Here is a 26,546-nt window from a genome sequence, read left to right on the forward strand (position 1 = left end):
TGAAGCAGGCTTACCAACTGAATCAGAAGATGAGTTCAATTTTGACGAGCTGGATCTTCCTGAGTTTAGTGAAGAAGACGCATTGGCGTCTATGGCGGATGAGCCGGAGTTAGAAACGTCCGAGTCCGTTAAGCCAGAACAAGTTGAAGCCGACTTGCCAACTGAATCAGAAGATGAATTCAATTTTGATGAGCTAGATCTTCCTGAGTTTAGTGAAGAAGACGCATTGGCGTCTATGACGGATGAGCCGGAGTTAGAAACGTCCGAGTCCGTTGAGCCAGAACAGGTTGAAGCCGACTTGCCAGCTGAATCAGAAGATGAATTCAATTTTGATGAGCTGGATCTTCCTGAGTTTAGTGAAGAAGACGCATTGGCGTCTATGGTGGATGAGCCGGAGTTAGAAACGTCCGAGTCCATTGAACTAGAACAAGTTGAAGCCGACTTGCCAACTGAGTCCGAAGAAGAGTTCAATTTTGATGAGCTCGATTTGCCAGAGTTCAGCGAAGAAGATGCCTTGGCGTCGATGGAAGAAGAGCCAGAATTACCGAGCTCTGAGACTGCAGATATAGAACCAATCTCCGGTGAGGATGAAGAGTTAAGTTTTGACGACCAAGATCTTCCAGAGTTCAATGAGGAAGATGTTCTCGCGTCAATGAACGAGGGTGCGCCAGAGAGCCCTAAGGTTGAAGCAGAGACATCGAGACCAGCTATTCAAGCCGATAACGATCATGATGCTTTGTTTGAAGTATTTGCGCAGCAAAACGGCTTTGATACTGACCCAGAAGTGCAGCCAACAGCGACAGAGGGTGAGCCGCTCAGTAATTTGGATGATGAATCATCAATGGCTAACCTTCTTGCGGAAGACGCAAACTCAGAAGTATTTGAAGGTAAACTAGACAGTGACACCATCGCAAGTGCAGGTATGGATTTTGAAACCATGCTTGATGTTGGAGATGATTGGGATGGCTTTAAACCCGCTGCTGATAACGTAAGTTCTACTGAAGAAGTGCCTGAGGACCAGCGTGATGTTTGGAATTCGAGTGATGCACTAAGTCAGCCAGAGATCGCGCAAGAAAACTGGGCAGAGCAAAGCGACTTGGATGACTTCGACCCGAAGAAAAATCAATTTATGACGATTGATGAATTGATGGCTCAGGTCGACAGAGAAGGTGGTGAGTTCGAAGAAGAAGACCTTAAGCTCGATGTCGGATTGAACGAGTTTCCAGATGTTATCGGCGAGATCGGCGATATTGACGTAGATAACAATGCTGAAGCGGCTGGGAAACTGGATTTGGCTAAAATCTATCTCGAGATGAACGATTCTCAAGGGGCGATTAAACTACTAGAAGAGGCGATTGTTTACGGTGAGGATGATATTCGCCGCGAAGCAAAAAGCCTGATTGACGCCATTAATGGCCGATAAACCGAAACAAAAGGGTAGCGTTTGCTACCCTTTTTGTGTCCCGTTAGTAGGATGCTACCTTTATGTCACCCTTGGTGAAACTGGCAACTTGAGGTGACTTGAGTATATACTTCCCGCCCCATTTTAGAGTTCGAAGGTTAAGATGAGAATCGCATTAGGTATCGAGTACAACGGTACAAACTACTTTGGTTGGCAGCGCCAAAGAGAAGTGAAAAGTGTCCAAGAAGAGCTAGAGAAAGCATTGTCCGTCGTCGCTAATCACCCAGTTGAAGTTCAGTGTGCTGGTCGGACAGACGCAGGCGTGCATGGCACGGGACAAGTTGTGCACTTTGATACCAACGTTACTCGAAAAATGGTAGCTTGGACCATGGGCGCAAACGCGAACATGCCGAGCGATATAGCGGTTCGTTGGGCTCAAGAAGTTTCAGATGATTTCCATGCAAGATTCTCAGCGACAGCGCGCCGTTATCGTTACATTATTTTCAATCATGCTTTACGTCCAGGCATCTTAAACTCGGGGGTTAGTCACTATCATGGTGAGCTCGACGAGAAAAAAATGCATGAAGCAGGGCAGTTCCTACTCGGCGAAAATGATTTTACGTCGTTTCGCGCGGCGCATTGTCAGTCTCGCAGTCCATTTCGAAACTTGATGCATCTGAACGTTACGCGCCATGGGAACTATGTGGTTATTGATATTAAAGCCAATGCGTTTGTGCATCATATGGTTCGTAATATCACAGGTAGCTTGATAAAAGTTGGACGTGGCGAAGAGAGTCCTGAATGGATCAAGTGGTTATTAGAAGCCAAAGATCGCAAACTAGCGGGTGCGACAGCGAAAGCGGAAGGTCTGTACCTGGTAGATGTAGACTACCCAGAAGAGTTTGGGTTACCTGAAGTGCCGATCGGTCCACTGTTTTTACCAGATAATTTGAACTAATTTTACAAACTTATTTCAAAATATCGGTAGTGTTTACATTGAATGTGAACGGAAAACATACGCTATTTACGATATCAAAAATAGGTACAACCAGTTTTTTATCTACAGTAGCTGCAAGATATGGTTTAATCCGTCGGTATTATGTCGAATTTATATCTTTCGCAATGAAGCGGAAGAGTTGAGAGAAAAGGTCTTCCATGAGTTGGCTTGAAAAGATTTTAGAGAAAAGCAATCTAGTAAGTTCACGCAAAGCTTCTATCCCAGAAGGCGTGTGGACTAAATGTACCTCTTGTGAACAGGTTTTATACCATGCAGAGCTAGAGCGTAACTTAGAAGTTTGTCCAAAGTGTAACCATCACATGCGTATGAAAGCGCGTCGTCGTTTGGAAACATTTTTAGATGAAGGTAATCGAGTTGAATTAGGTTCTGAACTTGAGCCACAGGATAAACTGAAATTTAAAGATTCTAAGCGATACAAAGAGCGTATCTCTGCTGCACAAAAAAATAGCGGTGAGAAAGATGCGCTAGTTGTGATGCAGGGTGAATTGCTTGGTCTGCCGCTTGTGGCGTGTGCGTTTGAATTCTCCTTTATGGGTGGTTCAATGGGTTCAGTCGTTGGTGCTCGCTTTGTGAAAGCCGTGGATGCAGCCATTGAAAATAACTGTGCGCTTGTTTGTTTCTCAGCAAGTGGTGGTGCTCGTATGCAAGAAGCATTAATGTCTCTTATGCAAATGGCAAAAACCAGTGCTGCGCTTGAGCGTTTATCAGAAAAGGGTCTGCCGTTTATTTCGGTTCTAACTGACCCTACAATGGGTGGTGTTTCAGCAAGTTTGGCTATGTTGGGTGATATCAACATCGGTGAACCTAAGGCCCTCATTGGCTTTGCTGGTCGTCGTGTAATCGAGCAAACTGTACGTGAAGATCTTCCTGAAGGTTTCCAGCGTAGTGAGTTCCTACTTGATCACGGTGCTATTGATATGATCGTTGACCGTCGTGAAATGCGTCAGCGTGTGGGTGGTCTTATCGCTAAGATGACTAACCACAAGTCTCCTTTGGTGGTTTCGGTTAACGAATCTCCAAATGAAGAGCCATATTCTGTACCAGAAGCGGACGAAAAAGGGTAAAGTATCAACTAACATAAAAACCAAAGAATTTAATGGTTAAAGTTAGATGACCCAAAACCCAATTCCTCAAGCCACATCTTCATTAGAGATGTGGCTTGATTATTTAGCAAATATTCATTCCTCAGCAATTGATCTAGGCTTAGACCGTGTCCAAGCGGTAGCAAACAAAGCCAATCTTACCAAACCAGCTCCAACCGTAATCACCGTTGCCGGAACCAATGGCAAAGGCTCAACGTGTGCGTTAATGGAAGCCATTTTACTTGATGCTGGCTATTCAGTCGGTGTTTATAGTTCTCCGCACCTGATTCGTTACAACGAGCGTGTACGCATTAATGGCGTTGACGTTGTAGATGCCAAGCACTGTGAAGCATTCGATTATGTAGAAAAGCAGCGTGGTGATGTTAGCCTTAGCCTCTTTGAATTCGGTACGCTTGCTGCGCTACGTATTTTCCAAGTAGAGAAAGTTGACGTTGTCTTACTTGAAGTAGGACTTGGCGGCCGTCTAGACGCCACTAACGTTGTTGACCATGATGTTTCTGTTATTACGAGCTTAGCGATCGATCATGTGGATTGGCTTGGTGATGACATCAATGTTATTGGTTTTGAAAAAGCGGGCATTTACCGTTCAGGGAAGCCAGCAATTTGTGGTCAACCGACGCCACCAGCGACCGTGGCGGCTCATGCTGACGATATTGGTTCTGAGTTCTTCCAAGTAGGTATTCAGTACGATTACCAACTAACTGATAATGGTTGGAAATGGAGCAGTGGGGCATTTGAGTTAGAGGATTTACCAATCCCATCGCTACCATTACAAAATGCAGCCACTGCACTGATGGCACTAGGGGCTTCGGAATTGCAAATCACTGACATAAATATTGTCAATGGCTTGAATAATGCTCGTTTGGCGGGGCGTATGCAAGTACTGCATCACGAACCTGAAATAGTCCTTGATGTCGCTCATAACCCGCACTCTGCTGAGTATTTGGTAGAAAGAGTGAAGCAACAATATCTGGGTAAGAATATCCATATTGTGGTTGCAATGCTGCATGACAAGGACATTAAAGCAACCATTGAAGCGCTAACTCCAGTTGCAACACAATGGTATCCAGCGTCGCTTACTGGACCGAGAGCGGCGACCGCTGATGAATTGTGCCAATACTTACCTGATGGGCAAGTTCATTTTGAAAACCCTGTTGACGCCTTCGAGAGTGCGAGAAGCCACGCAAAGGCAGGAGACGTTATTCTGGTGGTTGGCTCATTCCATACCGTCGGAGAGGTATTGGAACATTGGCAATCAAATAATAAATAAGCAAAGGTATTTTGATGGCAAGTAAATTCCAAAGTCGTTTAGTCGGCACCATCATTCTAGTCGCAGTCGGAGTCATTGTTCTTCCCGATGTGCTAGATGGTAAGAAACTGCACTACAAAGAAGAATTTGCCAGTATTCCTATCAAACCAGAACTTGATAGTGATGTGGAAAACTTCGAAATATTAGAGCCAGTGGAAGACGACATTACGTTACCGGATTCTCCGGTTGAAGCTGTAGTGCAAGAACGTGAGGATGCTCAAGTAGCCGTTTCTGAGCCCGAGCCAGTGCCAACATCTAAACCTGAGGTCATCAAACAACCAGAGCAAGTTGAGGTCGTCACTCGTCCTGTTCAAGAGAAAAATCAATATGAAGATTCAGCTTGGATCATTCAGTTGATGGCACTTAAGAATCACGAAAATGCTGTCGCGCTTGTCGCGGATTTGCAAAAGCGTGGTTATCAAGCTCACACAAAGAAAGAAAACGAGTTTACGAGAGTGATTGTTGGCCCTGATGTGTCAAAAAGTAAACTTGAACGACAAGTTCAAGAATTACAAAAAATTACAGGTTCAAAAGGTCAATTGCTTAAATTTAAGCCATTAAATCCATAAGAAAACGTTTGCGTCAGCATTTTTTCTGTTAAAATGCGCGCCAACTTAAGATGAAGAAAAGATGAATTGGATAGATTTTATCATTTTAGGTGTGATCGGATTTTCAGCTCTGATCAGTTTAGTTCGCGGTTTTGCTAAAGAAGCTTTGTCTTTGGTGATTTGGTTCGGAGCGTTTTTTATCTCCAGTAATTACTATGCCAAATTGGCGGTGTACTTCACCAACATCGAAGATGATATGTTTCGTAACGGAGCGGCGATTGCGGCGTTATTTGTCGCAACCTTGGTAGTTGGTGCAGTGGTGAATTACGTCATTGGTCAACTGGTACAAAAAACAGGGCTATCAGGTACGGACCGAATTCTCGGGATTGTATTTGGTGGTCTACGCGGAGTCTTAATTGTTTCTGCGGTGCTGTTTTTTATGGATGCGTTTACTGCATTCCCAAGCTCGGATTGGTGGAAAGATTCACAGTTGATCCCTGAGTTCAGCCGTATCATCGCCCCATTCTTCGAGCATTTACAAGCAACATCAAGTTTTCTGTCTGGCACTATCTAGTAGTGCCAGCTACTGTCGCAAATCGAGGATTAGGACATGTGTGGTATTGTTGGAATCGTGGGCACAACGCCTGTAAACCAGTCTATTTATGACGCGTTAACGGTGTTACAGCATCGTGGCCAAGATGCCGCTGGTATTTGTACCATAGAAAGCAATCGTTTTCGTCTGCGTAAGGCGAACGGTTTAGTCAAGGATGTATTTGAAGCAAGACACATGCAGCGCCTGCAAGGCGAGGTCGGAATTGGTCATGTTCGTTACCCTACAGCAGGCAGTTCAAGTGCTTCAGAAGCTCAACCTTTCTACGTAAACTCTCCTTTCGGTATTACACTTGCCCACAACGGTAACTTGACAAACGCTAACGAAGTTCGTCAGAAGCTGTTTGAAAAAGATCGCCGTCATATCAATACCACTTCAGACTCTGAAGTATTACTAAATGTACTGGCGCACGAAATTGACTCAGTAAAAGGAAATGTCACGACCGAAGACGTATTCCGCGCAGTCACCAATGTTCATCGCACAATTCGCGGTGCTTATGCTGTGACCGCCATGATCATTGGTCATGGTATGATTGCATTTCGTGACCCACACGGTATTCGCCCGCTGTGTTTAGGTAAGCGTGAAGTTAACGGCAGAGCAGAGTACATGGTTGCGTCTGAATCGGTGGCATTGGATGCGGTCGGTTTTGATTTCGTCCGTGATGTTGCACCTGGTGAAGCGATTTACGCAACGTTTGACGGTGAGCTTTACACGAAGCAGTGTGCAGATAATCCTAAGCTTAACCCTTGTATTTTCGAGTTCGTATACTTTGCTCGTCCGGATTCGTTCATCGATAAAATTTCGGTATACAGCGCTCGCGTTGAAATGGGTAAAAAGCTGGGCGAACGTATTCGTGAAGATTACGCAAACCTTGATATCGATGTTGTCATTCCTATCCCTGAAACGTCTTGCGACATTGCACTGCAAATCGCTCAAGCGATCGATATCCCTTATCGCCAAGGTTTCGTGAAAAACCGTTATGTTGGACGTACGTTTATCATGCCTGGCCAGCAACAACGTAAGAAATCAGTACGTCGCAAGTTGAATGCTATTCGTTCGGAATTCAAAGGTAAGAACGTGTTGCTGGTGGATGACTCTATTGTTCGTGGTACAACGTCAGAGCAGATTATTGAGATGGCTCGTGATTCTGGTGCCAAGAAAGTGTACATGGTCTCAGCGGCCCCTGAAGTTCGTTTCCCGAACGTATATGGCATTGATATGCCAAGTGCTACAGAGCTTATTGCCCATGGCCGTGACAACGATACAATTTGTAAGCAGATTGGTGCCGATGCGCTTATTTATCAACGTCTAGAAGATTTGGTAGAGGCAGTCGGTCTTGGAAACCAAGACATTACTCAGTTCGATACATCCGTGTTTAACGGGGAATACGTAACGGGTGATATTGACCAACAATACCTAGATTTTTTAGATGGTCTTCGTAACGATGATGCGAAAACACAACTTGAAATCCAACAGGATTTAGCAAACCTAGAGCTTCATAACGAAGGCGCATAGGGTGCGTTTTCTTAAGTCGTAAAAAAACCAGAGCTTCGGCTCTGGTTTTTTGTTTTCGCTACTTAATTAGTGAATGTTATAAGCGATCACAAAGTCAATAAAGAGGCGAACTTTCTCTGGCAGGTGGTCTTTGTGGTTGTAAAGCATATAAATGTCGCGCGGGTTTGCACTCCAATCTGGCAGTACGCGTACCAAATCGCCGCTCTCGATGTACTCTTTGATCATGACATCTGGCATTAGTGTGATGCCTAAACCTTCGGAACAAGCACTGCGCACCACATTGAGCGCGTTTGCTTGAAAACGACCACGATCAACATTCACCACAGACTCGCCTTTGCTATTAATCAAGGTCCACTTAATAAGTGGGTACCCTTTTAGCAATGAATGGTTAGAGAGCTCTTCTGCATGGTGTGGCGCAGGATTTGAGGTTAGATAGTCAGGGCTTGCAACGAGAATATCCTTCACTTCGCCAATCTTACGCGCGATGAGGCTAGAGTCGCGTTGCGGTCCCACTCGAAAAATTACATCCCATTCAGTAGGGTCAAGCTTGTCCGCATTATTCTCTGTCGTTAGCTCAATGTTGATGTCCGGGTACTGCTTCATAAAGCTGTTGAACATCGGCATCATCATTCGTTTAGTTAAGTTGTAAGGCGCGGATATCTTAATCTTGCCGGATGCTCCTCGGCAGTCGTCAGTGATTTCCTCTGCTGCGGTTGTTAGCCTTTGTAGTAAAGGAGAGCACTCATGGTAAAAACGTTCCCCTGCTTCAGTGAGCGAAAGTTTGCGAGCATGACGGTTCAATAGTCGAAGATTGACAGAGTCTTCTAGCGCTTGAATGCGTCGGGTGATGGTCGCAACCGGGATCATGGTTTTTCGCGAAGTTGCGGTGTAGCTCCCATTTTCGACAACCAGTCGAAACAGGTTTAAGTCATCTAATTTCATATTTCCAGACACATTAAATTACCGATTACGGTTAATTTATAATTAACTTTGTGATCAAAGCTTGCTTTAAGTCAACATGTTGCATCATTTGAACACAGCAACCCTGTTTGAGTAAATACTGTTATACGCCGTAATATTTGTATTAATGCAGTTTCCGAGCTAAGTTTTATAACAAGGCAAAGCGGCCTCAGGTCTTGCTGTGACACGTTTTGCTGGAAGTAAACACAACAAAAATAATGACTTAATAATAAATCTGTTTTTTTGACTGAGCTTTGTGAGGGATAAAGGTATGTTTAAGACTCACAGTCAAACGGCAATGGTCTCGGCACAGGAAGTGATTAATCAAAAACTAATAATGTTGGTGGACGATGATCCAATATTTCGTAAAGTAACCAATGCCTATTTAGAAAGTCAGGGTTTTAAAGTAGTAGAAGCAGAAAACGGCCTAGAAGCGCTTCAACAACTCAGGGAATGCCAACCCGATCTTATCTTATGTGATTTATCGATGCCGGTCTTAGATGGTATCGAGTTCGTCGAAGAAGTTAGTCTCGAATACCCATATATGCCGCTTATCGTGGTATCAGGCACGGATGAAATGTCCGATGTCGCGAAAGCGTTGCGATTTGGTATTAAAGATTTTCTTCCTAAACCGATAGGTAATTATGAGCACCTATCTCAGGCGATAGAGAATACGCTAGAAGATACCGATAGCCACTTCTCAGAACAACGTGACTTTTCAAGTCAGTGGTTCAGGGTTGATGATGGTGGTGAAATCCCAGATGAACAAGAGCTGTATTGGCATCTGGAATATTTACAACAGAATCCGAGTGCGGCAAGAGATTTACTGCAAGCTCTATTGCCAGAAAAGGATGCTGCTCAGGGAGATTGGCGCTGCTCGTACCGTTTATTGCAATCGACGGATGTGATGCCCTTGGTTTTCGATTATCGTTGGTTAATGAATGGTCAATTTGCGTTTTATCTAGTTGATTCTGCTTCCCAAGCTAATGATGGAGTTGCGACGACATTGCTCGTTAGGGCATTGTTTGACGACTATCTCCGTAACTTGAAAAGTTTCAGTGCTGATCTCAAGGACATGGTAGGGATCATTGAAAAAGGAATTGAGTGTTCGGAGTGTGCGGGTGCAGTCAATGCTGTGTTTGGTGTCGCCGACCTCGCTTCATCCTCGGTCTCTATATTGCCTGCGGGTTTAGATAGCCATTGGTCTGACGGAAATACGAATCAACACATCGCAGCAGGTAACCGTTTAGGGGGAGGAAGTATGAAAAACTTCATCACCCGCGATTTACCGCTTAGTGTTGCAGGACAGTTATCTATCGGGTGTTTAGGTTCTTCAAGTTTTAGTTTAAGTATTACCCGGAAATCCCGACTAGTATAATTATGACTTGCAAACCAATAAGCAGCGTCCTTACGCTGCTTATTATCTTTTTAGAATCACCAAAACAACATACGTTTAGTTTAATAACCTTACTTTTTACTGGTGTTTAGATTTGGCTGTTTAATGTATAGTCAGCGCTTAAAACAATAATGACCCATTTGTGCAACGATAATTTAACGCTGTGCCTTGGGAGAAGCAAAGTCAACTAGTGAGAAGACACATCATGGCAGACAAAGATTTTAAAGAGCCTTATAATATTTTTTACTTTTTAGGTTTTATTGCAGTTCTTTTGATCCCAACACTTCCTGCAACGCTAACCTGGCTTCGTGTAATGAATGGTTACGCAGGCTTTTAATCTAGCTATTTTGTACCGGAGTTCACCATTCGTATTAAGCGTTACTTTTTCAATACTGTTGGTGGACTCTGTATTGTGCTCGGCATAGCCGGCATAGCCCTTCCACTTTTACCCACCACACCTTTTATTTTGCTTGCTAGCGCATGTTTTATGCGTGGTAGCCCCGCATTTCATCAATGGTTACATAACCACAAAACGTTTGGACCCATTCTCGGCAATTGGCATAAGCATCGGGCTGTTACTTCAAAAGTAAAAAAGCGTGGTGCGATTTTTATTGCGCTTAGTTTCATGGTTTCAATCGTTGTTGTCCCCCTCGTTTGGGTAAAAATTGGTCTTTTAGTGATGCTAATCGTTTTACTCAGCTGGTTTATGCGTCTGCCTGTGATTGAGTTGGTTGCTGACCGAGAAGAAAATCACTAAGATTGTAGAGAATAGTGTGCCCGCTCTTCGAGTGGGCGTTTGTATTTTCAGCGCCTGTGACTTTTACGAAAATAAGCACATAGTGGTGAAAACCTATTGTTCGTTGCCCTCGTGATACTGCGATTAGAGAGGGCGATGAGCCAATCTAAGTAAATCGGTATTATGACTACAGAAACAATTTCACTGATCAAATCTAGCATCAAAAGCATCCAAGACTACCCAAAGCCAGGCATTCTATTTCGTGATGTGACGAGCCTTCTTGAAGACGCGAACGCATACCAAGCGACGATCAACTTACTTGTTGAACGTTACAAAGATATGGGCTTTACCAAGGTTGTGGGTACGGAAGCTCGTGGCTTTCTATTTGGCGCGCCTTTAGCGCTTGAGCTAGGTGTTGGTTTTGTACCAGTGCGTAAACCAGGCAAGCTACCACGCCCTACTGTTGCTCAATCTTATGAGCTTGAATACGGCGTTGATACACTAGAAATCCATACAGATGCCATCGTTGAAGGCGACAAAGTACTGGTTGTCGACGATTTATTGGCAACGGGCGGTACTATTGAAGCGACGACTAAGCTGATTCGCCAACTGGGTGGTGAAGTTGAGCACGCTGCGTTCGTTATCAACCTACCAGAAATCGGTGGCGATAAACGTTTAGAAGCACTAGGTCTAAACGTGTACAGCATCTGCGATTTTGAAGGACATTAATACATTCAATGAGTTATTTAGCTTTAGCGCGAAAATGGCGTCCTAATCGGTTTGACCAAGTTGTCGGACAAAAACATGTCCTGACGGCGTTGGAAAACGCACTGGCGCAAAACCGTTTACACCATGCTTATCTGTTCAGCGGGACTCGTGGTGTGGGTAAAACGAGTATCGGTAGGCTGTTTGCCAAAGGCTTGAACTGCGAAACCGGCATTACCGCGACACCTTGTGGTAAGTGTGATACTTGTCGTGAAATTGATGAAGGTCGCTTTGTCGATCTTCTTGAAATCGACGCAGCATCACGTACTAAAGTTGAAGACACTCGTGAACTGTTAGACAACGTTCAATACAAACCTGCTCGTGGACGTTTTAAAGTGTACCTCATCGATGAGGTGCACATGCTATCGCGTCACTCTTTCAATGCGTTGTTGAAAACCCTGGAAGAGCCGCCAGAGTATGTGAAGTTCTTACTCGCAACAACTGATCCACAAAAGCTGCCTGTCACTATATTGTCGCGTTGTCTTCAGTTTCATCTGAAACCAATCAGCGTTGATGATATTCACCAGCAACTTGATTACATCCTAGGTCAAGAGCAAGTTTCAGCAGAGCCAAAAGCGTTGGGTATGATCTCACATGCTGCAGATGGCAGTATGCGTGATGCTCTTAGCTTGACTGATCAAGCAATTGCATTAGGTAACGGTGCGGTGCAAGCCGATATTGTCAGCCACATGTTGGGGACGATTGATACCGACCAAGCGATTCACTTACTAGAGTCAATCAGCAGCAAGAAACCTCAACAAGCCATGGATAAAATCCAACAATTAGCGGCAAATGGTGTTGAGTGGGATGGTTTGTTGCAGCAAGTCGCAACACAGTTACACCGAATTGCGATGTATCAAGCGTTGCCCGCGTCGTTAGACCGAGCACAACCAGATGCAGAGAAAATTGAGCTGTTGAGTAAAGCTCTAAGCCCGCAAGACGTTCAGCTTTACTATCAAATTGCATTGAAAGGTCGTGAAGATTTGACCCTCTCGCCAAATGGGCGAATCGGTTTGGAAATGATTGTGCTGCGCATGATGGCGTTCCGCCCATCAAATAACAGTGGGGCAAATGTTGTTTCTAGTAACAGCGAGCCAGCGTCATCTCCGGCTCAAAGTACCAGTCAACCAAAGACTGCGCCAGCTCAGACAGCCGCTGCTCCTCGAGCTCAGCAGCCGAGTCCAGCACAAAGCACACCACAAGTGGCGCCTCAACCTTCATCCAGTTCGCAACCTGAGTATCAAGCGAGTGGATATGAGACGGTTCCACCACAGTATGATATGGCGCCGCCGATGAGTGAAAACCCAGCGCCGCAGCATGAAACGCCACCTCAACAAATGCAAGAGAGCGTTTCAACACCAGCGCGCGGTGGTCTAAGCGGTTTACGTCACCAATTACGTTCTCAGCGTCAAGGCCTACAACAGAACACTCCTCAAAATGGTGGCTCAAAAAAGCCTAAAGCGGCATCTGCACAACCAGAATCGGTTATCGACCGAGTAGCGCAATTGCATGGCAATTCCGCGCAGGTGTCGCCAAACTCAGCTCCGAAGTCGACGGAGCCACAAGTTGAAGAAGCGTATCGCTGGCGTCCAAGCAAGCCTGTTGAGACAAAAGTAAATACAAAACTGACACCTACGCAGCTCAAGCAGGCACTTGAGCATGAGAAAACGCCTGAAATGGCACAAAAGCTCATCGATGAATCGTTAGAACATAATGAATGGGCGAAGCTCATCAGCTTAATGGAGATCCCTAAGCTGGTAGAGCAACTTGCGCTAAACTCTCATTATAGTAAGGAAGGAACAACCGTTTCGTTACTATTGAGAAGCAGCCAAGCTCATTTGAATACTGATAGAGCTCAAGCCGAATTGCTTAAAGCACTTAATACCGTGTTGGGTGAAGAGTGCCACATGAGCATCGAAATAGGGGAGAGTGGAGAAACACCACTTGAACTGAGAGATAGGCTCTACCAAGAGAAATTACAGCAAGCGCTGAACAGTTTAGAAAACGATCCAAATGTTCAATTTATTGAACGTCGTTTTGCTGCAGAGCTTGATAAAGATAGTGTGCGCCCTATCTAATAATCGAATGGAATGGGGTTGAAAACCCAAAGGTATAACCCCATTAATTGATGCAACACCTCATTAAACCAGAGAGATAAACATGTTTGGTAAAGGCGGTATGGGCAACCTAATGAAGCAAGCCCAGCAAATGCAAGATCGCATGCAAAAGCTTCAAGAAGAAATCGCGAATATGGAAGTAACTGGCGAGTCTGGTGCTGGCCTAGTTAAAGTTACTATCACTGGTAGTCACAGCGTACGTCGTGTTGACATCGATGAAAGTTTGATGGAAGACGACAAAGAAATGCTTGAAGATCTGATCGCTGCAGCGTTCAACGATGCAGCCCGTCGTGTTGAAGAAACTCAAAAAGAGAAAATGGCTTCTGTAACTGGCGGTATGCAACTACCACCAGGTATGAAAATGCCATTCTAATCTGCTGATATTTAATTAAGCGGACTTTTAATGCGTACCAGTCATATGCTGGAGCAATTGATGGAGGCCTTACGTTGTCTACCTGGGGTTGGCCCCAAGTCAGCGCAGCGTATGGCCTTTCATTTGTTACAGCGCGATAGAAAAGGCGGTTTGCAGCTTGCAGATGCGCTTAGTCAGGCAATGACAGAAATAGGTCATTGTACTGAGTGTCGAACCTTCACCGAAGAAGAAGTCTGTCACATTTGTACCAACCCAAAACGCCAAGAAAATGGTCAAATTTGTGTGGTAGAAAGCCCGGCAGACATCGCAGCCGTTGAAGCAACAGGCCAATATTCTGGTCGGTATTTTGTTCTTATGGGGCATTTGTCGCCATTAGATGGTATTGGTCCAAGTGATATTGGATTGGATGTCCTTGATTACCGCTTACGTCGCGGTGATATTACCGAAGTGATTTTGGCGACAAACCCAACAGTTGAAGGTGAAGCCACTGCCCACTACATCGCAGAGCTATGTAAAGAGCACCAAGTTGATGCCAGCCGCATCGCGCATGGTGTGCCTGTCGGTGGGGAGCTAGAGCTTGTTGATGGCACGACGTTGTCACATTCGCTATTAGGTCGACACAGAATTTAATAAAAAGCCGCTGAATTCAGCGGCTTTTTTGATTTTGGGAGTTAGGAACGATTAATCGTTCGATTCTTTACCAAGAAGATTTTTGTAGATAACCGCACCAAGCACGCCACCCACAATAGGAGCAATCCAGAACAGCCATAGCTGAGAAACCGCCCATTCACCCACATATACTGCGACTGCCGTGCTACGAGCAGGGTTTACTGACGTATTGGTGACAGGAATGCTGATCAGGTGAATGAGAGTCAAACACAGGCCAATTGCGATAGGTGCAAAGCCTTGTGGCGCACGTTTGTCTGTTGCACCCATAATGACAATCAGGAACATCATCGTCATGACAACTTCAGTCACAAGTGCAGCGATCATCGAGTATTGGCCTGGAGAGTGTTCACCATAACCATTGGCGGCAAAGCCAGAACCCACAACATCGAATCCTGCTTGTCCAGATGCAATAACGTAAAGCACGCCACCTGCGATAAGCCCGCCGATCACCTGTGAGATGATGTAGGGAGCAACGTCTTTTGTCTCAAAACGACCGCCAGTCCAAAGGCCAACTGTCACTGCAGGGTTCAAGTGACAACCTGAAATATGACCGATAGCAAATGCCATCGTCAGAACGGTTAAACCGAATGCCAAAGAAACGCCCAACAGACCAATACCCACTTCAGGGAAACTCGCAGCCAACACCGCGCTACCACAGCCGCCTAACACTAGCCAGAACGTGCCAAAAGCCTCAGCCAAATACTTATTCATGTTCTTTCCTGATCTTTAATTAAATGACCCGCTGAACATAGTCGAGAATTGTCAATAAATTGTGAGGGAGATCGCGCAAAAACCGCAAATGGAACGCTATGTGGCAAGAGTTCTCAAGGGTGAGATAAAAGGCTGAGGGGGGGAGTGCTAAATCTTGAGTTTGCTTTGATTACTGCCTCGGAGAGAAACAACCGAGGTACTAACTTTAAACGTGTGGTCTAGAGTCGCATTACGTCAATTGTTCTAATTCAGTGATGTTGTCGAGTGCTTCTTGATTGGTCTTGCCGCATACAATCGGACACGGTTTAAAATCGTGACAGACTTTAGGGCGTTCAGGCTTACCAAATAGCTTGCACAAATTGTCGTCGTTGAGTTGCACACAACGAACACCTGCAGGTTTGCCCTTGGGCATTCCAGGTATTGGTGAAGAGATACTTGGCGCAATACAGCACGCTCCACATCCTAATCGACAATCCATAATGTAAACCTCTTAAAAATTAAGGGGGCAATTATGGTCATTTTGACGTGGATTGGAAGAGTGAAGAAAGAAAAAAATAAAAGGGCGCGCTTAACATTACGCTCCCTTTTTGGTTTTTTGCTTTTAAATCATCGTGATTATTTTAAGAAACGGTTATAAACAAACAACAGAATAAATGCGCCTAGTGTTGCGGTAATGATACTACCAATGTTGACGCCAGTTGCTCCGCCGAAACCGAGAATGCCGCCAAGGAAGCCACCTACAAATGCCCCTGCAATACCAAGTAACATTGTTGCAATCCAACCGCCCCCATCTTTTCCTGGCATGAGCCATTTAGCAAGTGCGCCGGCGATTAAGCCCAAAATAATCCAAGAAATAATACCCATGAAAACTCCTTAATGCCTTCTTGATCAATTGAGTAATGGAAACTTGTTTAAGGATAGAACAGTAAAACGAAAGTAGTTGAATATCTCCACCGTTATGTGGGAAGGATGCAAGATCTTCTCAAAACTTGAACTTTTGCGTTGAGAAGAGTATAAATCGCCCCCTAAATTCCCTTGGTGAGACCTGAAGTATGAGCACTCCATTTTGGCAAAGTAAATCGTTAGAGCAGATGACAGAAGAGGAATGGGAATCTCTCTGTGATGGTTGTGGCAAATGTTGTTTGCATAAGCTTATGGATGAAGATACCGATGAAATCTACTATACCAATGTGGCTTGTAGCTGGCTGAACAGTAAAACGTGTTCATGTAAGGATTACCCAAACCGTTTCACTTCGGGTGAAGAGTGCACCAAGCTGACCCGAGAAGACATCGACGATTTTACTTGGCTGCCACACACGTGCGCTTACCGTCTGTTGGCTGAAAAGCAGCCTTTACCAGAATGGCATCCGCTGATTACAGGCTCTAAGTCCGCAATGCATGCGGCAGGGGAAAGTGTCCGTAACAAAGTCGTTTACGAGATTGATGTGGTGGATTGGGAAGACCATATTTTAAATCATCCCAACCGTCCTTAGTCGAATAAAAACAAGCCTTTCATTGATTAAATGAAAGGCTTGTTTGCTATTGGGGCTCCCAACTTTGACGTCTAGCTAACGAAATGCTGCTCAGTTTATTATTTAGTGTTGTAAACTTAGGAGTATGATTTCAACGCTTTACACTTCTATTCCTGATTGTTTTGATCAGGATTGTTCCCTATGAGGTAAACATGACGTTTCATTTCCCCCAGAAACTGCGCCTGACATCTTGGGTGACATTATTCGCACTTGCCGTCATTATGTTCTCCCCAATGGCTGTTCATGCGACTGCTACTGACGATATCCAAGAGCCTTCTGCTGCCGAAATCTCGATTGACAACTTGAACCGAGAGATTGTGGATTTATCCCAAAGCCTCTCGCAAGCGAGTGGCGACGAGCGTGATGCCCTTCAACTGCAACTATTCCAAAAGAATGAAGAATTAAGAAGCCAGTTAGCGTCAGCGATTGAACGTGAAACTATCTCTCGCGACAAGCTGATCTTGCTAGTTAAAAAACAAGAACAATACTCTGAGGACGCGACGAACTATCTATCGGAAAAAATAAAGAAAGTCGTCGAGGATTTAAATAAGGCTAAGGATGAAGAGAAGCTTGCTCTTGTTAACGATTATCGAGAGCTACAGCGTTATCTTGATGTTAGCTTCGATTCGAGCTGGCAAAATCTCGCTTGGTTGAAGGAGCTAGGGGCCCAAAACGAGCGCGCAGAAGCGGAACTAAAAGATAAAATTGATAAACGTATGCGCTTACTGTCTGCTTCAATTGAGTACTTGAGTCAGCAAAGTGAGATCATTGGCTCCCAACTTTCGTCTAGCCCAGAGTCGGAAAAAGCGTCGTTGCAACTTAGTCAGCTCATTACTAAACAAAGGCTAAATATTGCGACAGAAAGCTTACGCAACCTGATTTCAATTGGTGATAAAGTCGGTTTAGAAACGTCTGAATACAAACGCCAAATTTTTGAAGTGACGGGTAATATCACCCATGATTTACTGAATACCAAAGTTGTGTGGTCAATACTGAGTCACTGGTCCAACTCGGCACTGGATTGGTTTGCCGAGAATGCACCGCAGCATATCTTCCAGTTGTTTGTTTTTGCGCTGATTTTATTGATCGCTCGCGGACTGGCTAAGTTAACTCGCAAAGTCGTCCGTAAAGCAGTTGCATCGAAAAACTTAAAACTTTCCCACTTGATGCAGGACTTCTTTATCTCGATGTCCGGCAAATTCGTGTGGGTGATCGGTATCATGGTGGGCTTATCTCAGCTTGGTTTGAACCTAGCGCCAATCCTAACCGGTTTCGGTATTGCTGGTGTGATTATTGGTTTCGCGTTGCAAGACACGTTATCCAACTTCGCGGCGGGTATGATGCTGCTTATTTATCGCCCATTTGATGTTGGTGATTTTGTGTATGCTGGCGGTGTGGATGGCAAGGTAAGCCATATGAGTTTGGTGAACACCACAATCCGTACGTTTGATAACCAAATTATTATTGTGCCTAACAGCAAAATCTGGGGAGATGTTATTAAGAACGTCACGCATGAACGCATTCGCCGCGTGGATATGGTGTTTGGCATTGGCTATGCGGATGACCTCTTAAAAGCGGAGTCAGTATTGTCTGATATCATTACCTCTCACCCTTCGGTACTTCGCACTCCAGAGCCAATGATCAAAGTTCATACATTAAATACGTCTTCTGTAGATTTTATTGTGCGTCCTTGGGTAAAAACGGATGATTACTGGGATGTATACTGGGATGTGACGAAAGAGGTGAAACTACGCTTCGACCGAGAAGGTATTTCGATTCCTTTCCCACAACAAGATGTGCATTTGCATATGGTGGAGAAGCAAGACGCTTAATCACAGGTCCCAACAAGTGAAAGGCACTCTAGGTAGAGTGCCTTTTTTGATCTTCGGTTAGCGTTATTGTTACAGTTCGTTAAAGAACACCAGTTTCGGCTCGCATTCTAACAAGTTGTCGATCTGGCTAATCAAAAGAGCAAAGTGTTCTGTTTTACCATGAAGCTCAAACGCTTGTTGGTTTTTAAATTGCTCCTGAAAAACGAAGTGGCATGTATTGTCTTTATCTTGGAACAATTGATAACGAACGCAACCTTCTTCATTGCGAGTAGGTTCAAGCGCTCGGGTAAGTACCTCTTTCAACTCTTGTTCTTTTCCCGGTTGTGCATGAAAGGTAGCCGTCAAGTGAATCATAATGTTTACTCTTTTTGTTATAGGTAACGCCCTTGGCGTTGCAGGAACTCAATTTTGTAACCATCAGGGTCGGTTACAAAAAAGAACGTTGCTAAATGCTTTTGTTGATGGTCAAAGGCTTTGATGTCACCAGTTTCAATGCCGAGAGATTTAATGCGTTTGTGGGCTTGTTCAATGTCCTCCACGCTGACGGCAAGGTGGCCGTAACCTGAGCCGTGAGTGTAGGGCTCACTTTGGTCGTGATTGTGCGTCAGTTCCAATTCAAAGCCAGTTTCTTGGTTGGCTAGATAGGTTAGAGAAAAGCCATCAAAGATGTATTGATCAGCGACTTCTAGTTCAAGTACGTCACAGTAAAATTGTAGAGAGCGGTCCAGATCACTTACTCGGATCATGGTGTGAATCATTTTTGTCATAGGTACTCCTTGATAGTCCGCACAGGTTAGCGATTTCAAAAGGAGTCTGGGTAGTACTCTAGTACGACAAATTAGAAGATGCTCAAGGGTTTATAATACGGATGCATAGCCTAGGATGGTTATTGCTCGGTTGGTTGCTATTAACTGTTAAGTTGCGCAAGTGCTTGACGAGTGGTCTCTTGAGGTTGGCGAGCGTACGTGAGGCAAGCGCATCGAAGTAAGGAGGCAAAGTTGTTCACTTCACCATTGTATTCGAGTGCTTCTTGATAAACAGTGCTTATGAATTTAGGAACCGTCATGTTTTGAGCACTAGCGATTTCCTCAAGAATTGTCCAAAAGCTAGCTTCAAGTTTTACACTGGTCGCGTGACCATCAATACGGATAGAGCGGGTGATGAACTGATAGTTGTCTTGGGGTTGCTTAGCAAAGATTTCGCACATTTTCTTTATTCATATAATTAAAGACCCATAATTATTGTGGTGTACGATTTAAAACGTCAACTGTTTTCATGCATAAAAAAACGCTCCCTTGCGAGAGCGTTGAAACATCACGAGTTGTGAAGTAAGTGCAAGTTGATTATTTAATTTGTTGTTTCAAGTACTCGCCTAGTTGCGAGTGGTGCATGATTTTTGATACCGGAAGGATAGTTTCTGCAGGTCCCCAAGCAAATACGTTGACTGGAGTATGCGTATGAGTACCCGTCCCCCATACTGTGTTTTGCTTTGTTGCATGCTCACGCGCTAGCAAGTTGCCACGGTCGTTGTAAGGAAAGAAAGCATCAAAGTCATTGATTGTCGGAACGTTCTCTTCGCTTAAGTATTTGTGTCCAGCGAGTCGGTATGGATTTGGTTTACTTGCTAATACGCGTTCTGCTTGCTCAGGCGTAATCGAAAAATCGCTATTTGCGTTCACGACTTCCGCAAACTTCTCTGGAGTTTGCTCTTTCTTATCAAGCGCTTGGAATTCACTGATCATGCCGTAGTAACTTTTCTTTTGGTTGTATAAACCATCGAGGATCTCGAACTGACCAAAGTTGAAGTTTGGCGCGTAATCCTGATTTTTGAATGCTTCGCCGTCGCGTTTTTGTGGTTTAGGCAAGTTTGCTGATGAGTAGCTAAAGCCAAAAGAGCCGGTTTCGTGGTCAGCAGTAACAATGATCAGGGTGTCATCACGGCCTTTTGCCCACTCATAAACTGAGTTTACCGCTTCATCGAATTTAAGCATTTCATGCAGCATCGTACCTGCATCGTTACTGTGGCCAGCCCAGTCAATTTGGCCGCCTTCAACCATCAAGAAAAAACCGTCTTTGTCTTTTGAAAGAATGTCGATTGCTTTGGTGGTCATTTCTTTCAGCGATGGCTGCGTGCGTTTTGGATCGTTTTTGCTTTGACTGTAGGCAATACCATCGTTCATGCCCGAGTAAGCAAAAAGTCCAAGTAATTTGTCACCTTTAGCTTGTGTGAGCATATCGCGGCTGAAAGCTAAGCTATAGCCTTGGTCTTGCGCTTCGGCAAGCAAGTTGCGTTCGTCTTTGCGTTTCGATTTTAGGTAGACATTACCTTGAGTGAGCTTTTCAAGTTGCTCGTATGTCTCTCCCTTGTCGTTTGTCGACTTTGGAATCCAATGACGAAGTCCACCAGACATCATCACGTCTACGCCTGTTTCGAGCATATCCGCCGCAATATTGTTTTCTAGGGAGCGATGTGGTTGATGAGCGGCAAATGCTGCTGGCGTTGCGTGGGTCATACGCGTATCAGAGACGAGCCCTGTCGCTTTACCTTTACTTTTGGCTTTTTCCAAAATAGTTTCGACATGGTTGCCTTGGCTATCAATGCCAATGACTTCAGAAGCGGTAGGGATTCCTGTCGCTAGCATCGTAGCTGAGCAAGCAGAGTCGACGACAATTGCGTCTTCTGGATTGGTCAGTGATGATCCAATCACACCTTCTTGAGCGAGTTTGTATAACGCTGTGCTTTCGCCTTTGTAAACCGAGTTAGGTGCGTGTTTTGCGTAGGTCTCGAGTAAACCAACTTGTTGAGGACCCATGCCGTCGCCGATCATCAAAATGACGTTTTTGATTTCAGCTGAGAGTGCGTTGAAAGAGAGGGTAGATGCAGCCACTGCCGTAACGATTGGAGATACTAAGCGCTTCATTATATTTTCCTTGTTTATTGAAAGCGCAGGCATTAAAGCAATGATTTATGAAGGTTTTGTGTCGGTAATAAAAGTTTAACCAAATTGTCGTTTTTGTTTGGTTTTGCAGAAAAAATGAGTCGCTCTCTAACGTTCGTTAGTTTGGAAAGAAGAAAGCCCACAAACGCGGGCTTGGATTACGCTTAGGAGTTGAAAGCATGGACTAAAGTTATCCATTCAGTGCCTTCACAAGAAACCTAGTTTAGGGAGCAATAAACGAGCATGTATTATCGGGCCACAAGAGCGGTCGAATTCACTTACGTTTGCATCATATCGTTCTTTGGCTTATTAAATTATGGGCTGCAGTAAGTGTTTGGTTCAAATAGGATTTGTTGTCGTGACGATTATCAGACTGGTTATCAGACTAATGCCAGTATGATGCCACCAACGGTAAGTGCCGCAGAAAGGTATTGACCCGCAGAATATGAGCCATCCTCTTCTTTCTCGATTTTATCGGGGTGATCCATGCCAAGAGCACCATGCGTGAAAGATTCGACCTTTTCACCAACAGATTTATCTTCTGCTTCTATTTTCTTGCTGTCGTGCTCGATTTGTTGCAGAGCGGCAAGTAGCGCTTTGCCTTCGGTCGAAAGCGTCACCTTATTGTGTTCGACTTTCAGCGGCGAAGCGCTAGTTTCTTCTTGTGCAATACTTGCTTGTTTAGAGGCGACAGATTGTTTGGCATAGCTATTAACAGAAGTGCTTCCTACTGGATTCATCGAATACTCCTTGGAACATCGACACTCGGTCACTGAGTGCGGGTAAAAAGCAGTTATATTTTTATCGGCGGCAAAGTTTATTTCTGAAGCTATTTGGATAAAAACAGGTCTGCTTTTGCCGCTTCTAGTTTCTATTGGTGATCTTTAGCAAAAAATAGACCAGCAGGAAGCAGACCCTTGTCACTCAATGAACTCGGAGCGGTGTGATGATGCAACGCAACGGCAAGGTAGTAACTTAAATTGAAGACCAACTACTTACATTGAAGATCGTTATTGCGTTTAGTTAGATGTTGATATGCCGCCATTCGGTGAGCATCTTGTACATACCGTACTGGTGGTGCGAGAACCTCTAACTGATAGTCAGTATTATCGGAAAGCACGTTATCTGTTGGGCTAATTACAACCACTTTTAAGCTCGGGTTGCGGCTTAAGATTGATGCTGCCGTACCCAACCCTTGCTCGGTGTGAAACTTGCCTGCAACATGGACAACCTGAGCGCCTGGGTTGTCATCTAGGTAGCTAACGATAGATTCCGCCATAGTTTCATCCCAAGTAACTTGAGCTGCAAACTGTTTTTCCGTCTGCTCTGGCTTACCGTGATGCATGGATGCCATGAACTTTTCTTTGTACGGACTACTACCAGTGTTGATGGCTTGTGCAATGAACATCCGCTGATCATCATCGAGCTTGTTAATGTAATCTAGCCCTTGTCGACCAATGCATCGGACAATGCTCTTTGGTGCATTTGCTGCAATGACCGGGAGATTCTTCTGCTTAGCAAACTCCACGAGAGGGCGATAGTCGCTTTCATAATTGGGCCAAGCGTTGGCTTGTTTCATTAAGTACTGTTCGCCGATCTCCCCACGTAGGTAAGCGTCAACAACAGGTTGTTTGTCGCGGGTAAATTGTTCCATAGATAACGCGAGTGAGCGGTCGTAGGACGTAAGTTGTTTGAGCATATCGGTTTGAAAGCGATGAATGCCGGCGTGTGTGTGCCATTCACCAATAAGAATGACATCTGCTTGTTGCAGCTCAATTGGCAGTTTGCTTAGAGCGATGTGCTCGCCAGAAGGGGTGTATAGTTGGTAGTCGTAAAAACTAGTGACTTCCGCTGAGGTTGCGTGAGAGTTGGTGTGCGTATATGAAGAGCAACCAGTAAGTAAGCCTGCAAAGAGCAAGCTCAAAGTAGAAAAGCGCATTGAAAAGCCTCCAAAAATGTCCGGATGATATTAATGGAGGCTGAGCAATGAATCAATATAAATGATAACTATTTGCGTTTGTTGTTTTTTTTGACTTATTAATTGAGTGTTTTTTTGCGATATACACGCAACATAAAATCAGCCTCACATTGGAAAAGTGTAGCGGATTTCAACTCTTCACGAAGAGCATCGGTTGCTTTCCATGCGAATGGCGTCATTTGCAATAAATCGATTGCGGCTCCGTTTTTCAAGTCCATAACATAGTTAAGATGCTGCTGGTGCTCTAATTCAAACCCTTCAATATGTTCTGGTTCTTCATTGTGAAGACGAACTTCTTGATAAATACGCTCACGCAGTTGGTATAAGTGGCGACTAGCAGGAGTAACCGTGACAACAACGCCGTCGTTTTTTACAACGCGCTGCAGCTCCTCAGCTTTACAAGGGGCATAAATGCGCAAAATGGCATCTAAGGATTCATTTGCGAAGGGAAGTCGGTGACTAGAAGCTACACTAAAATTGCAGTGCGTGTAACGCTTCGCCGCGTAACGAATGGCAACTTTGGAAATGTCTAAGCCATAAATCGTGGCATGGTTCGCTTGTGTTTCTATCGTCTTTTGTACTTGATCTGTGTAGTAACCTTCACCACAACCAATATCTAATAATTGATGGGTGCTCCCCTCAGTGTATGTTGCACACAGCTGCGCCACTTCTTGGCGCATTGGGTTGTAGTAATCTCCTTCAAGGAATCGACGACGAGCTTGCATCATCTCTTTGTTGTCACCAGGATCTTTAGAACGTTTGTGGTGCGCTGGCATCAAGTTAACGTAGCCTTCTTTTGCTAAGTCAAACTGATGATTGTTTTCGCACTTAAACGTTTTTTCATTTAACGCTAGAGTTTGGTGGCATAGAGGGCATTGATAGTTCATGACGATCTCGAACAGAAAGTAGGGCGGCAAATTCTATCAAAAAGCATGGTCTCAAGTGAAACAAAAAGAGCCGACTGGGTCGGCTCTTATTAAGTATTAGTGGAAGAAGTCGACTTGCTCTTTCAAGTTTCGTGCTTGTTGTTGAAGTTCAATGGCACTTTGCGAGGTTTTTGCGCTCGTGTTGCGGCTTTCTCGGTTAAGTTCACTGATAGAATGGGCATTTGCTGCAATTTCTTGTGAAACTTGAGCTTGTTCTTCTGAAGTCGCTGCAATGGCGTCGGCTTGAGAGGCTATCGACTGCACTTGTACTGCGATGGCTTCTAATGCTGTGCCCGCGTCTTGTGCTTTGTCCAAGACCTGGTTTGCACTGCGTTGGCTGTCTGTCATCATATTAACTGCATTATGAGTCGACCCTTTTAGTTTCTCGATAATTTCCACGACATCCTGAACTGAGCTTTGGGTTCGGTGCGCAAGTGTGCGCACTTCATCTGCTACAACTGCGAAGCCACGACCTTGTTCACCTGCTCGTGCTGCTTCAATGGCGGCATTCAAGGCAAGTAAATTGGTTTGCTCAGCAATTTCATCAATCATTTTAGTGACGGTTTGAATACTCTCGCTATCGCGATTTACTTGCTCGATAGCCGTTGCTGATTGATCCAATTGATCGTTAAGTTGAGCAACGTCGATACATACGCCTTCAACAATCGCGAGACCAGACTGGCTATCGGTATTTGCTGAGCGTACGTTTTCCGCAATGCTTTCGACTTGTTGTGCGACAGATTGAGCGGAAGAGGCCATTTCTTCAATCGCTGTCACAACTTGCTCGACTTCTTGTTGTTGTCGGTCGGCTTGGGTCAAATTGCTATGTGCATCGTTGGCAACGCTGGTGGAGTTGCTCTCCACTAAGTCGCTTGTTGAACGGATCTTACCGACAAGTTCATTGAGCTGACTTGCCATACTGGCGACACCCGAGCTCAGGTTCGTAATTTCATTCTTTGATGCTTTACGAGACGCTGGGATGCTCAAGCTGACTTCGCCGCCGGCTAAGCGAGTCATGTATGAGTTTAGAGTCGTGAGAGGTTGTAAGCTGCGATTCAAGAAAAGTGTCAGTACAACAAAAGTAATGATTGCCGCTACCGAAGAAATGATGGCAATGAGTGTGAGAAGCGTGTCGCTACCTTTTGTAACTTCTTTGATAAACGTACCGCCTAGCAGTTTCCAGTTCCAACCTGGAACCTCTGTGTAGACAAGATACTTTTCGCCTACGTTACCTTGGTACTCGAAAGGGTAGCGAATTAATCCACTAGATTGTTCGAAAATCTGACCAAAAGGCTTGTGACCATTGTAGTCGGCGACTTCTAGTATTGACGAATCTGAGCCGCTTTTTGCTGGATGAAGTAGGTATTTACCAAGATTGTTGTCGTCGTTATCAACGATAATGGTGTAACCAGTGTCGCCCCATTTTATCTCTTCGAGTGCATCGAACAAGGTTTGTGTCGCTTGGTCTACTGGTAAGCCAATAAACGATAGGCCTGCTACCTTTCCTGTCGCATCTTTGATTGGGGCATAGTAGGTAATATAGCGCTCGCCATACAATTTAATTTGAGCGTAATACGGTTGTCCTGCTTTAAGTTGCTGATAACCAGGATGGTTGATGCCTAGCGTGGTTCCGACCGCTCGTTGACCTTGTGGATCTTTTAGGGAGGTGGACACCCGAATAAAGTCGTCACCCAATGGTGCGAATAGCGTTGCTATAGCGCCGGTATCACGTGTGAAACTGTCGACCAACTTGGTGTCATTAATTAAGCTTTCACTGTATTGAGTGATGTTTGGTACTTCATGTCCCATGAAGTCAACCGTGTAATTTTCGACATAGACACCGGCAAGGTAGCCATTGCGAAAAGTAGATTCGAGGACTTTAGCGGTGTGCAGGTAAGCATCGAATTGGCCAGCAATGGTTTTTGCCATTGATTCTACTTTAGATTGGTGTTCTTTCAGTGTGCTTTCCAATAGAACATCGGAAGCGTTGCGGTAAACAAGCGCTGCAATACTGCTGAAAGCAATGAATAGACACAAAGTGATCACCAGTTTCAACTGGAATCCGACACTTTGATTTCGGTATCTCTCTAACATAGACTAATTCCTG

Annotated in this window: 28 protein-coding genes; 16 read left to right on the top strand and 12 right to left on the bottom strand. The window is 44.7% G+C overall.

All coding sequences use genetic code 11. From position 1 onward, the window contains the following. From R7040_RS12890 to purF, 7 genes are all read left to right on the top strand, one after another. Positions 1-1,423, top strand: a 1,423-nt coding sequence (locus tag R7040_RS12890) for a FimV/HubP family polar landmark protein (RefSeq protein WP_318096883.1), incomplete at its 5' end; no start/stop codon positions are given. Between the two features lie 142 nt (positions 1,424-1,565). Then, on the top strand, positions 1,566-2,360 hold the full coding sequence (truA, locus tag R7040_RS12895) for a tRNA pseudouridine(38-40) synthase TruA (protein WP_025767185.1): 795 nt from the start codon (positions 1,566-1,568) through the stop codon (positions 2,358-2,360). A 197-nt stretch (positions 2,361-2,557) separates the two neighbouring features. Then, positions 2,558-3,484, top strand: coding sequence for an acetyl-CoA carboxylase, carboxyltransferase subunit beta (gene accD, locus R7040_RS12900; RefSeq protein WP_005380583.1), 927 nt, complete (start codon positions 2,558-2,560; stop codon positions 3,482-3,484). Positions 3,485-3,530: 46 nt separating this feature from the next. After that, complete coding sequence (gene folC / locus R7040_RS12905; protein WP_005380586.1) at positions 3,531-4,793, top strand: bifunctional tetrahydrofolate synthase/dihydrofolate synthase; 1,263 nt, start codon at positions 3,531-3,533, stop codon at positions 4,791-4,793. A 14-nt stretch (positions 4,794-4,807) separates the two neighbouring features. Further along, entirely contained in the window at positions 4,808-5,401 is a 594-nt protein-coding gene (locus tag R7040_RS12910; RefSeq protein WP_005380588.1) for an SPOR domain-containing protein, read from the top strand. Between the two features lie 61 nt (positions 5,402-5,462). Continuing rightward, positions 5,463-5,954 (top strand): CvpA family protein, encoded by a 492-nt coding sequence (locus R7040_RS12915; RefSeq protein WP_005380590.1) that lies wholly within the window; start codon positions 5,463-5,465, stop codon positions 5,952-5,954. 36 nt (positions 5,955-5,990) lie between these two features. Beyond that, positions 5,991-7,505 carry an amidophosphoribosyltransferase gene (purF, locus tag R7040_RS12920; protein ID WP_005380592.1) on the top strand — a complete coding sequence of 505 codons (1,515 nt, stop codon included), beginning with the start codon at positions 5,991-5,993 and terminating at the stop codon, positions 7,503-7,505. Positions 7,506-7,571: 66 nt separating this feature from the next. On the opposite strand, the gene R7040_RS12925 is transcribed toward purF, so the two are convergent. Further along, complete coding sequence (locus R7040_RS12925; protein WP_005384959.1) at positions 7,572-8,447, bottom strand: LysR family transcriptional regulator; 876 nt, start codon at positions 8,445-8,447, stop codon at positions 7,572-7,574. 289 nt (positions 8,448-8,736) lie between these two features. On the opposite strand from R7040_RS12925, the gene R7040_RS12930 reads away from it, so the two are divergent. The 7 genes from R7040_RS12930 to recR all read left to right on the top strand — a co-directional run bounded on the left by R7040_RS12930 (position 8,737) and on the right by recR (position 14,482). After that, positions 8,737-9,843 carry a response regulator gene (locus R7040_RS12930; RefSeq protein WP_005380606.1) on the top strand — a complete coding sequence of 369 codons (1,107 nt, stop codon included), beginning with the start codon at positions 8,737-8,739 and terminating at the stop codon, positions 9,841-9,843. A 223-nt stretch (positions 9,844-10,066) separates the two neighbouring features. Next, complete coding sequence (locus R7040_RS12935) at positions 10,067-10,198, top strand: hypothetical protein (RefSeq protein ID WP_005380608.1); 132 nt, start codon at positions 10,067-10,069, stop codon at positions 10,196-10,198. Positions 10,199-10,231: 33 nt separating this feature from the next. Further along, a complete protein-coding gene (locus tag R7040_RS12940; protein WP_373920817.1) occupies positions 10,232-10,618 on the top strand; it encodes a YbaN family protein in 387 nt (128 codons plus the stop codon). A 162-nt stretch (positions 10,619-10,780) separates the two neighbouring features. After that, positions 10,781-11,326: an adenine phosphoribosyltransferase gene (apt, locus tag R7040_RS12945; RefSeq protein WP_005384957.1), complete on the top strand. Its 546-nt coding sequence runs from the start codon at positions 10,781-10,783 to the stop codon at positions 11,324-11,326. An 8-nt stretch (positions 11,327-11,334) separates the two neighbouring features. Then, complete coding sequence (gene dnaX / locus R7040_RS12950) at positions 11,335-13,440, top strand: DNA polymerase III subunit gamma/tau (RefSeq protein WP_053304167.1); 2,106 nt, start codon at positions 11,335-11,337, stop codon at positions 13,438-13,440. A gap of 82 nt (positions 13,441-13,522) precedes the next feature. Beyond that, positions 13,523-13,852: a YbaB/EbfC family nucleoid-associated protein gene (locus tag R7040_RS12955; protein WP_005380618.1), complete on the top strand. Its 330-nt coding sequence runs from the start codon at positions 13,523-13,525 to the stop codon at positions 13,850-13,852. Positions 13,853-13,882: 30 nt separating this feature from the next. Continuing rightward, complete coding sequence (recR, locus tag R7040_RS12960) at positions 13,883-14,482, top strand: recombination mediator RecR (RefSeq protein WP_005380619.1); 600 nt, start codon at positions 13,883-13,885, stop codon at positions 14,480-14,482. A gap of 51 nt (positions 14,483-14,533) precedes the next feature. Here the strand turns inward: recR and aqpZ are convergent, their stop codons facing one another. From aqpZ to R7040_RS12975, 3 genes are all read right to left on the bottom strand, one after another. Then, positions 14,534-15,232 (bottom strand): aquaporin Z, encoded by a 699-nt coding sequence (aqpZ, locus tag R7040_RS12965; RefSeq protein WP_065274734.1) that lies wholly within the window; start codon positions 15,230-15,232, stop codon positions 14,534-14,536. A gap of 229 nt (positions 15,233-15,461) precedes the next feature. Then, entirely contained in the window at positions 15,462-15,710 is a 249-nt protein-coding gene (locus R7040_RS12970) for a YkgJ family cysteine cluster protein (protein ID WP_065767476.1), read from the bottom strand. A 137-nt stretch (positions 15,711-15,847) separates the two neighbouring features. Beyond that, positions 15,848-16,096 carry a GlsB/YeaQ/YmgE family stress response membrane protein gene (locus tag R7040_RS12975; protein WP_005380625.1) on the bottom strand — a complete coding sequence of 83 codons (249 nt, stop codon included), beginning with the start codon at positions 16,094-16,096 and terminating at the stop codon, positions 15,848-15,850. A gap of 188 nt (positions 16,097-16,284) precedes the next feature. On the opposite strand from R7040_RS12975, the gene R7040_RS12980 reads away from it, so the two are divergent. Further along, complete coding sequence (locus R7040_RS12980) at positions 16,285-16,725, top strand: YcgN family cysteine cluster protein (RefSeq protein ID WP_005384948.1); 441 nt, start codon at positions 16,285-16,287, stop codon at positions 16,723-16,725. 191 nt (positions 16,726-16,916) lie between these two features. After that, positions 16,917-18,596, top strand: coding sequence for a mechanosensitive ion channel family protein (locus R7040_RS12985; RefSeq protein ID WP_005380681.1), 1,680 nt, complete (start codon positions 16,917-16,919; stop codon positions 18,594-18,596). Between the two features lie 69 nt (positions 18,597-18,665). Here R7040_RS12985 and R7040_RS12990 read toward each other — a convergent pair whose 3' ends face one another. The 8 genes from R7040_RS12990 to R7040_RS13025 form a co-directional block, all read right to left on the bottom strand. Next, positions 18,666-18,950 carry a putative quinol monooxygenase gene (locus tag R7040_RS12990; RefSeq protein WP_005384942.1) on the bottom strand — a complete coding sequence of 95 codons (285 nt, stop codon included), beginning with the start codon at positions 18,948-18,950 and terminating at the stop codon, positions 18,666-18,668. A 17-nt stretch (positions 18,951-18,967) separates the two neighbouring features. Then, entirely contained in the window at positions 18,968-19,363 is a 396-nt protein-coding gene (locus R7040_RS12995) for a VOC family protein (protein WP_005380685.1), read from the bottom strand. A 140-nt stretch (positions 19,364-19,503) separates the two neighbouring features. Then, positions 19,504-19,803 carry a ribbon-helix-helix domain-containing protein gene (locus tag R7040_RS13000; RefSeq protein ID WP_005384938.1) on the bottom strand — a complete coding sequence of 100 codons (300 nt, stop codon included), beginning with the start codon at positions 19,801-19,803 and terminating at the stop codon, positions 19,504-19,506. Positions 19,804-19,939: 136 nt separating this feature from the next. Next, positions 19,940-21,517: an alkaline phosphatase gene (locus tag R7040_RS13005; protein WP_005380687.1), complete on the bottom strand. Its 1,578-nt coding sequence runs from the start codon at positions 21,515-21,517 to the stop codon at positions 19,940-19,942. Positions 21,518-21,915: 398 nt separating this feature from the next. After that, positions 21,916-22,275 (bottom strand): hypothetical protein, encoded by a 360-nt coding sequence (locus tag R7040_RS13010; RefSeq protein WP_005380688.1) that lies wholly within the window; start codon positions 22,273-22,275, stop codon positions 21,916-21,918. 251 nt (positions 22,276-22,526) lie between these two features. After that, a complete protein-coding gene (locus R7040_RS13015; RefSeq protein ID WP_258481875.1) occupies positions 22,527-23,474 on the bottom strand; it encodes a ChaN family lipoprotein in 948 nt (315 codons plus the stop codon). Positions 23,475-23,572: 98 nt separating this feature from the next. Beyond that, positions 23,573-24,400 (bottom strand): 23S rRNA (guanine(745)-N(1))-methyltransferase, encoded by an 828-nt coding sequence (rlmA, locus tag R7040_RS13020; RefSeq protein WP_132936857.1) that lies wholly within the window; start codon positions 24,398-24,400, stop codon positions 23,573-23,575. A gap of 96 nt (positions 24,401-24,496) precedes the next feature. Continuing rightward, entirely contained in the window at positions 24,497-26,533 is a 2,037-nt protein-coding gene (locus tag R7040_RS13025; RefSeq protein WP_154205121.1) for a methyl-accepting chemotaxis protein, read from the bottom strand. Positions 26,534-26,546: the final 13 nt, after the last annotated feature.

The sequence above is a fragment of the Vibrio sp. 1069 genome (genome assembly GCF_033340555.1).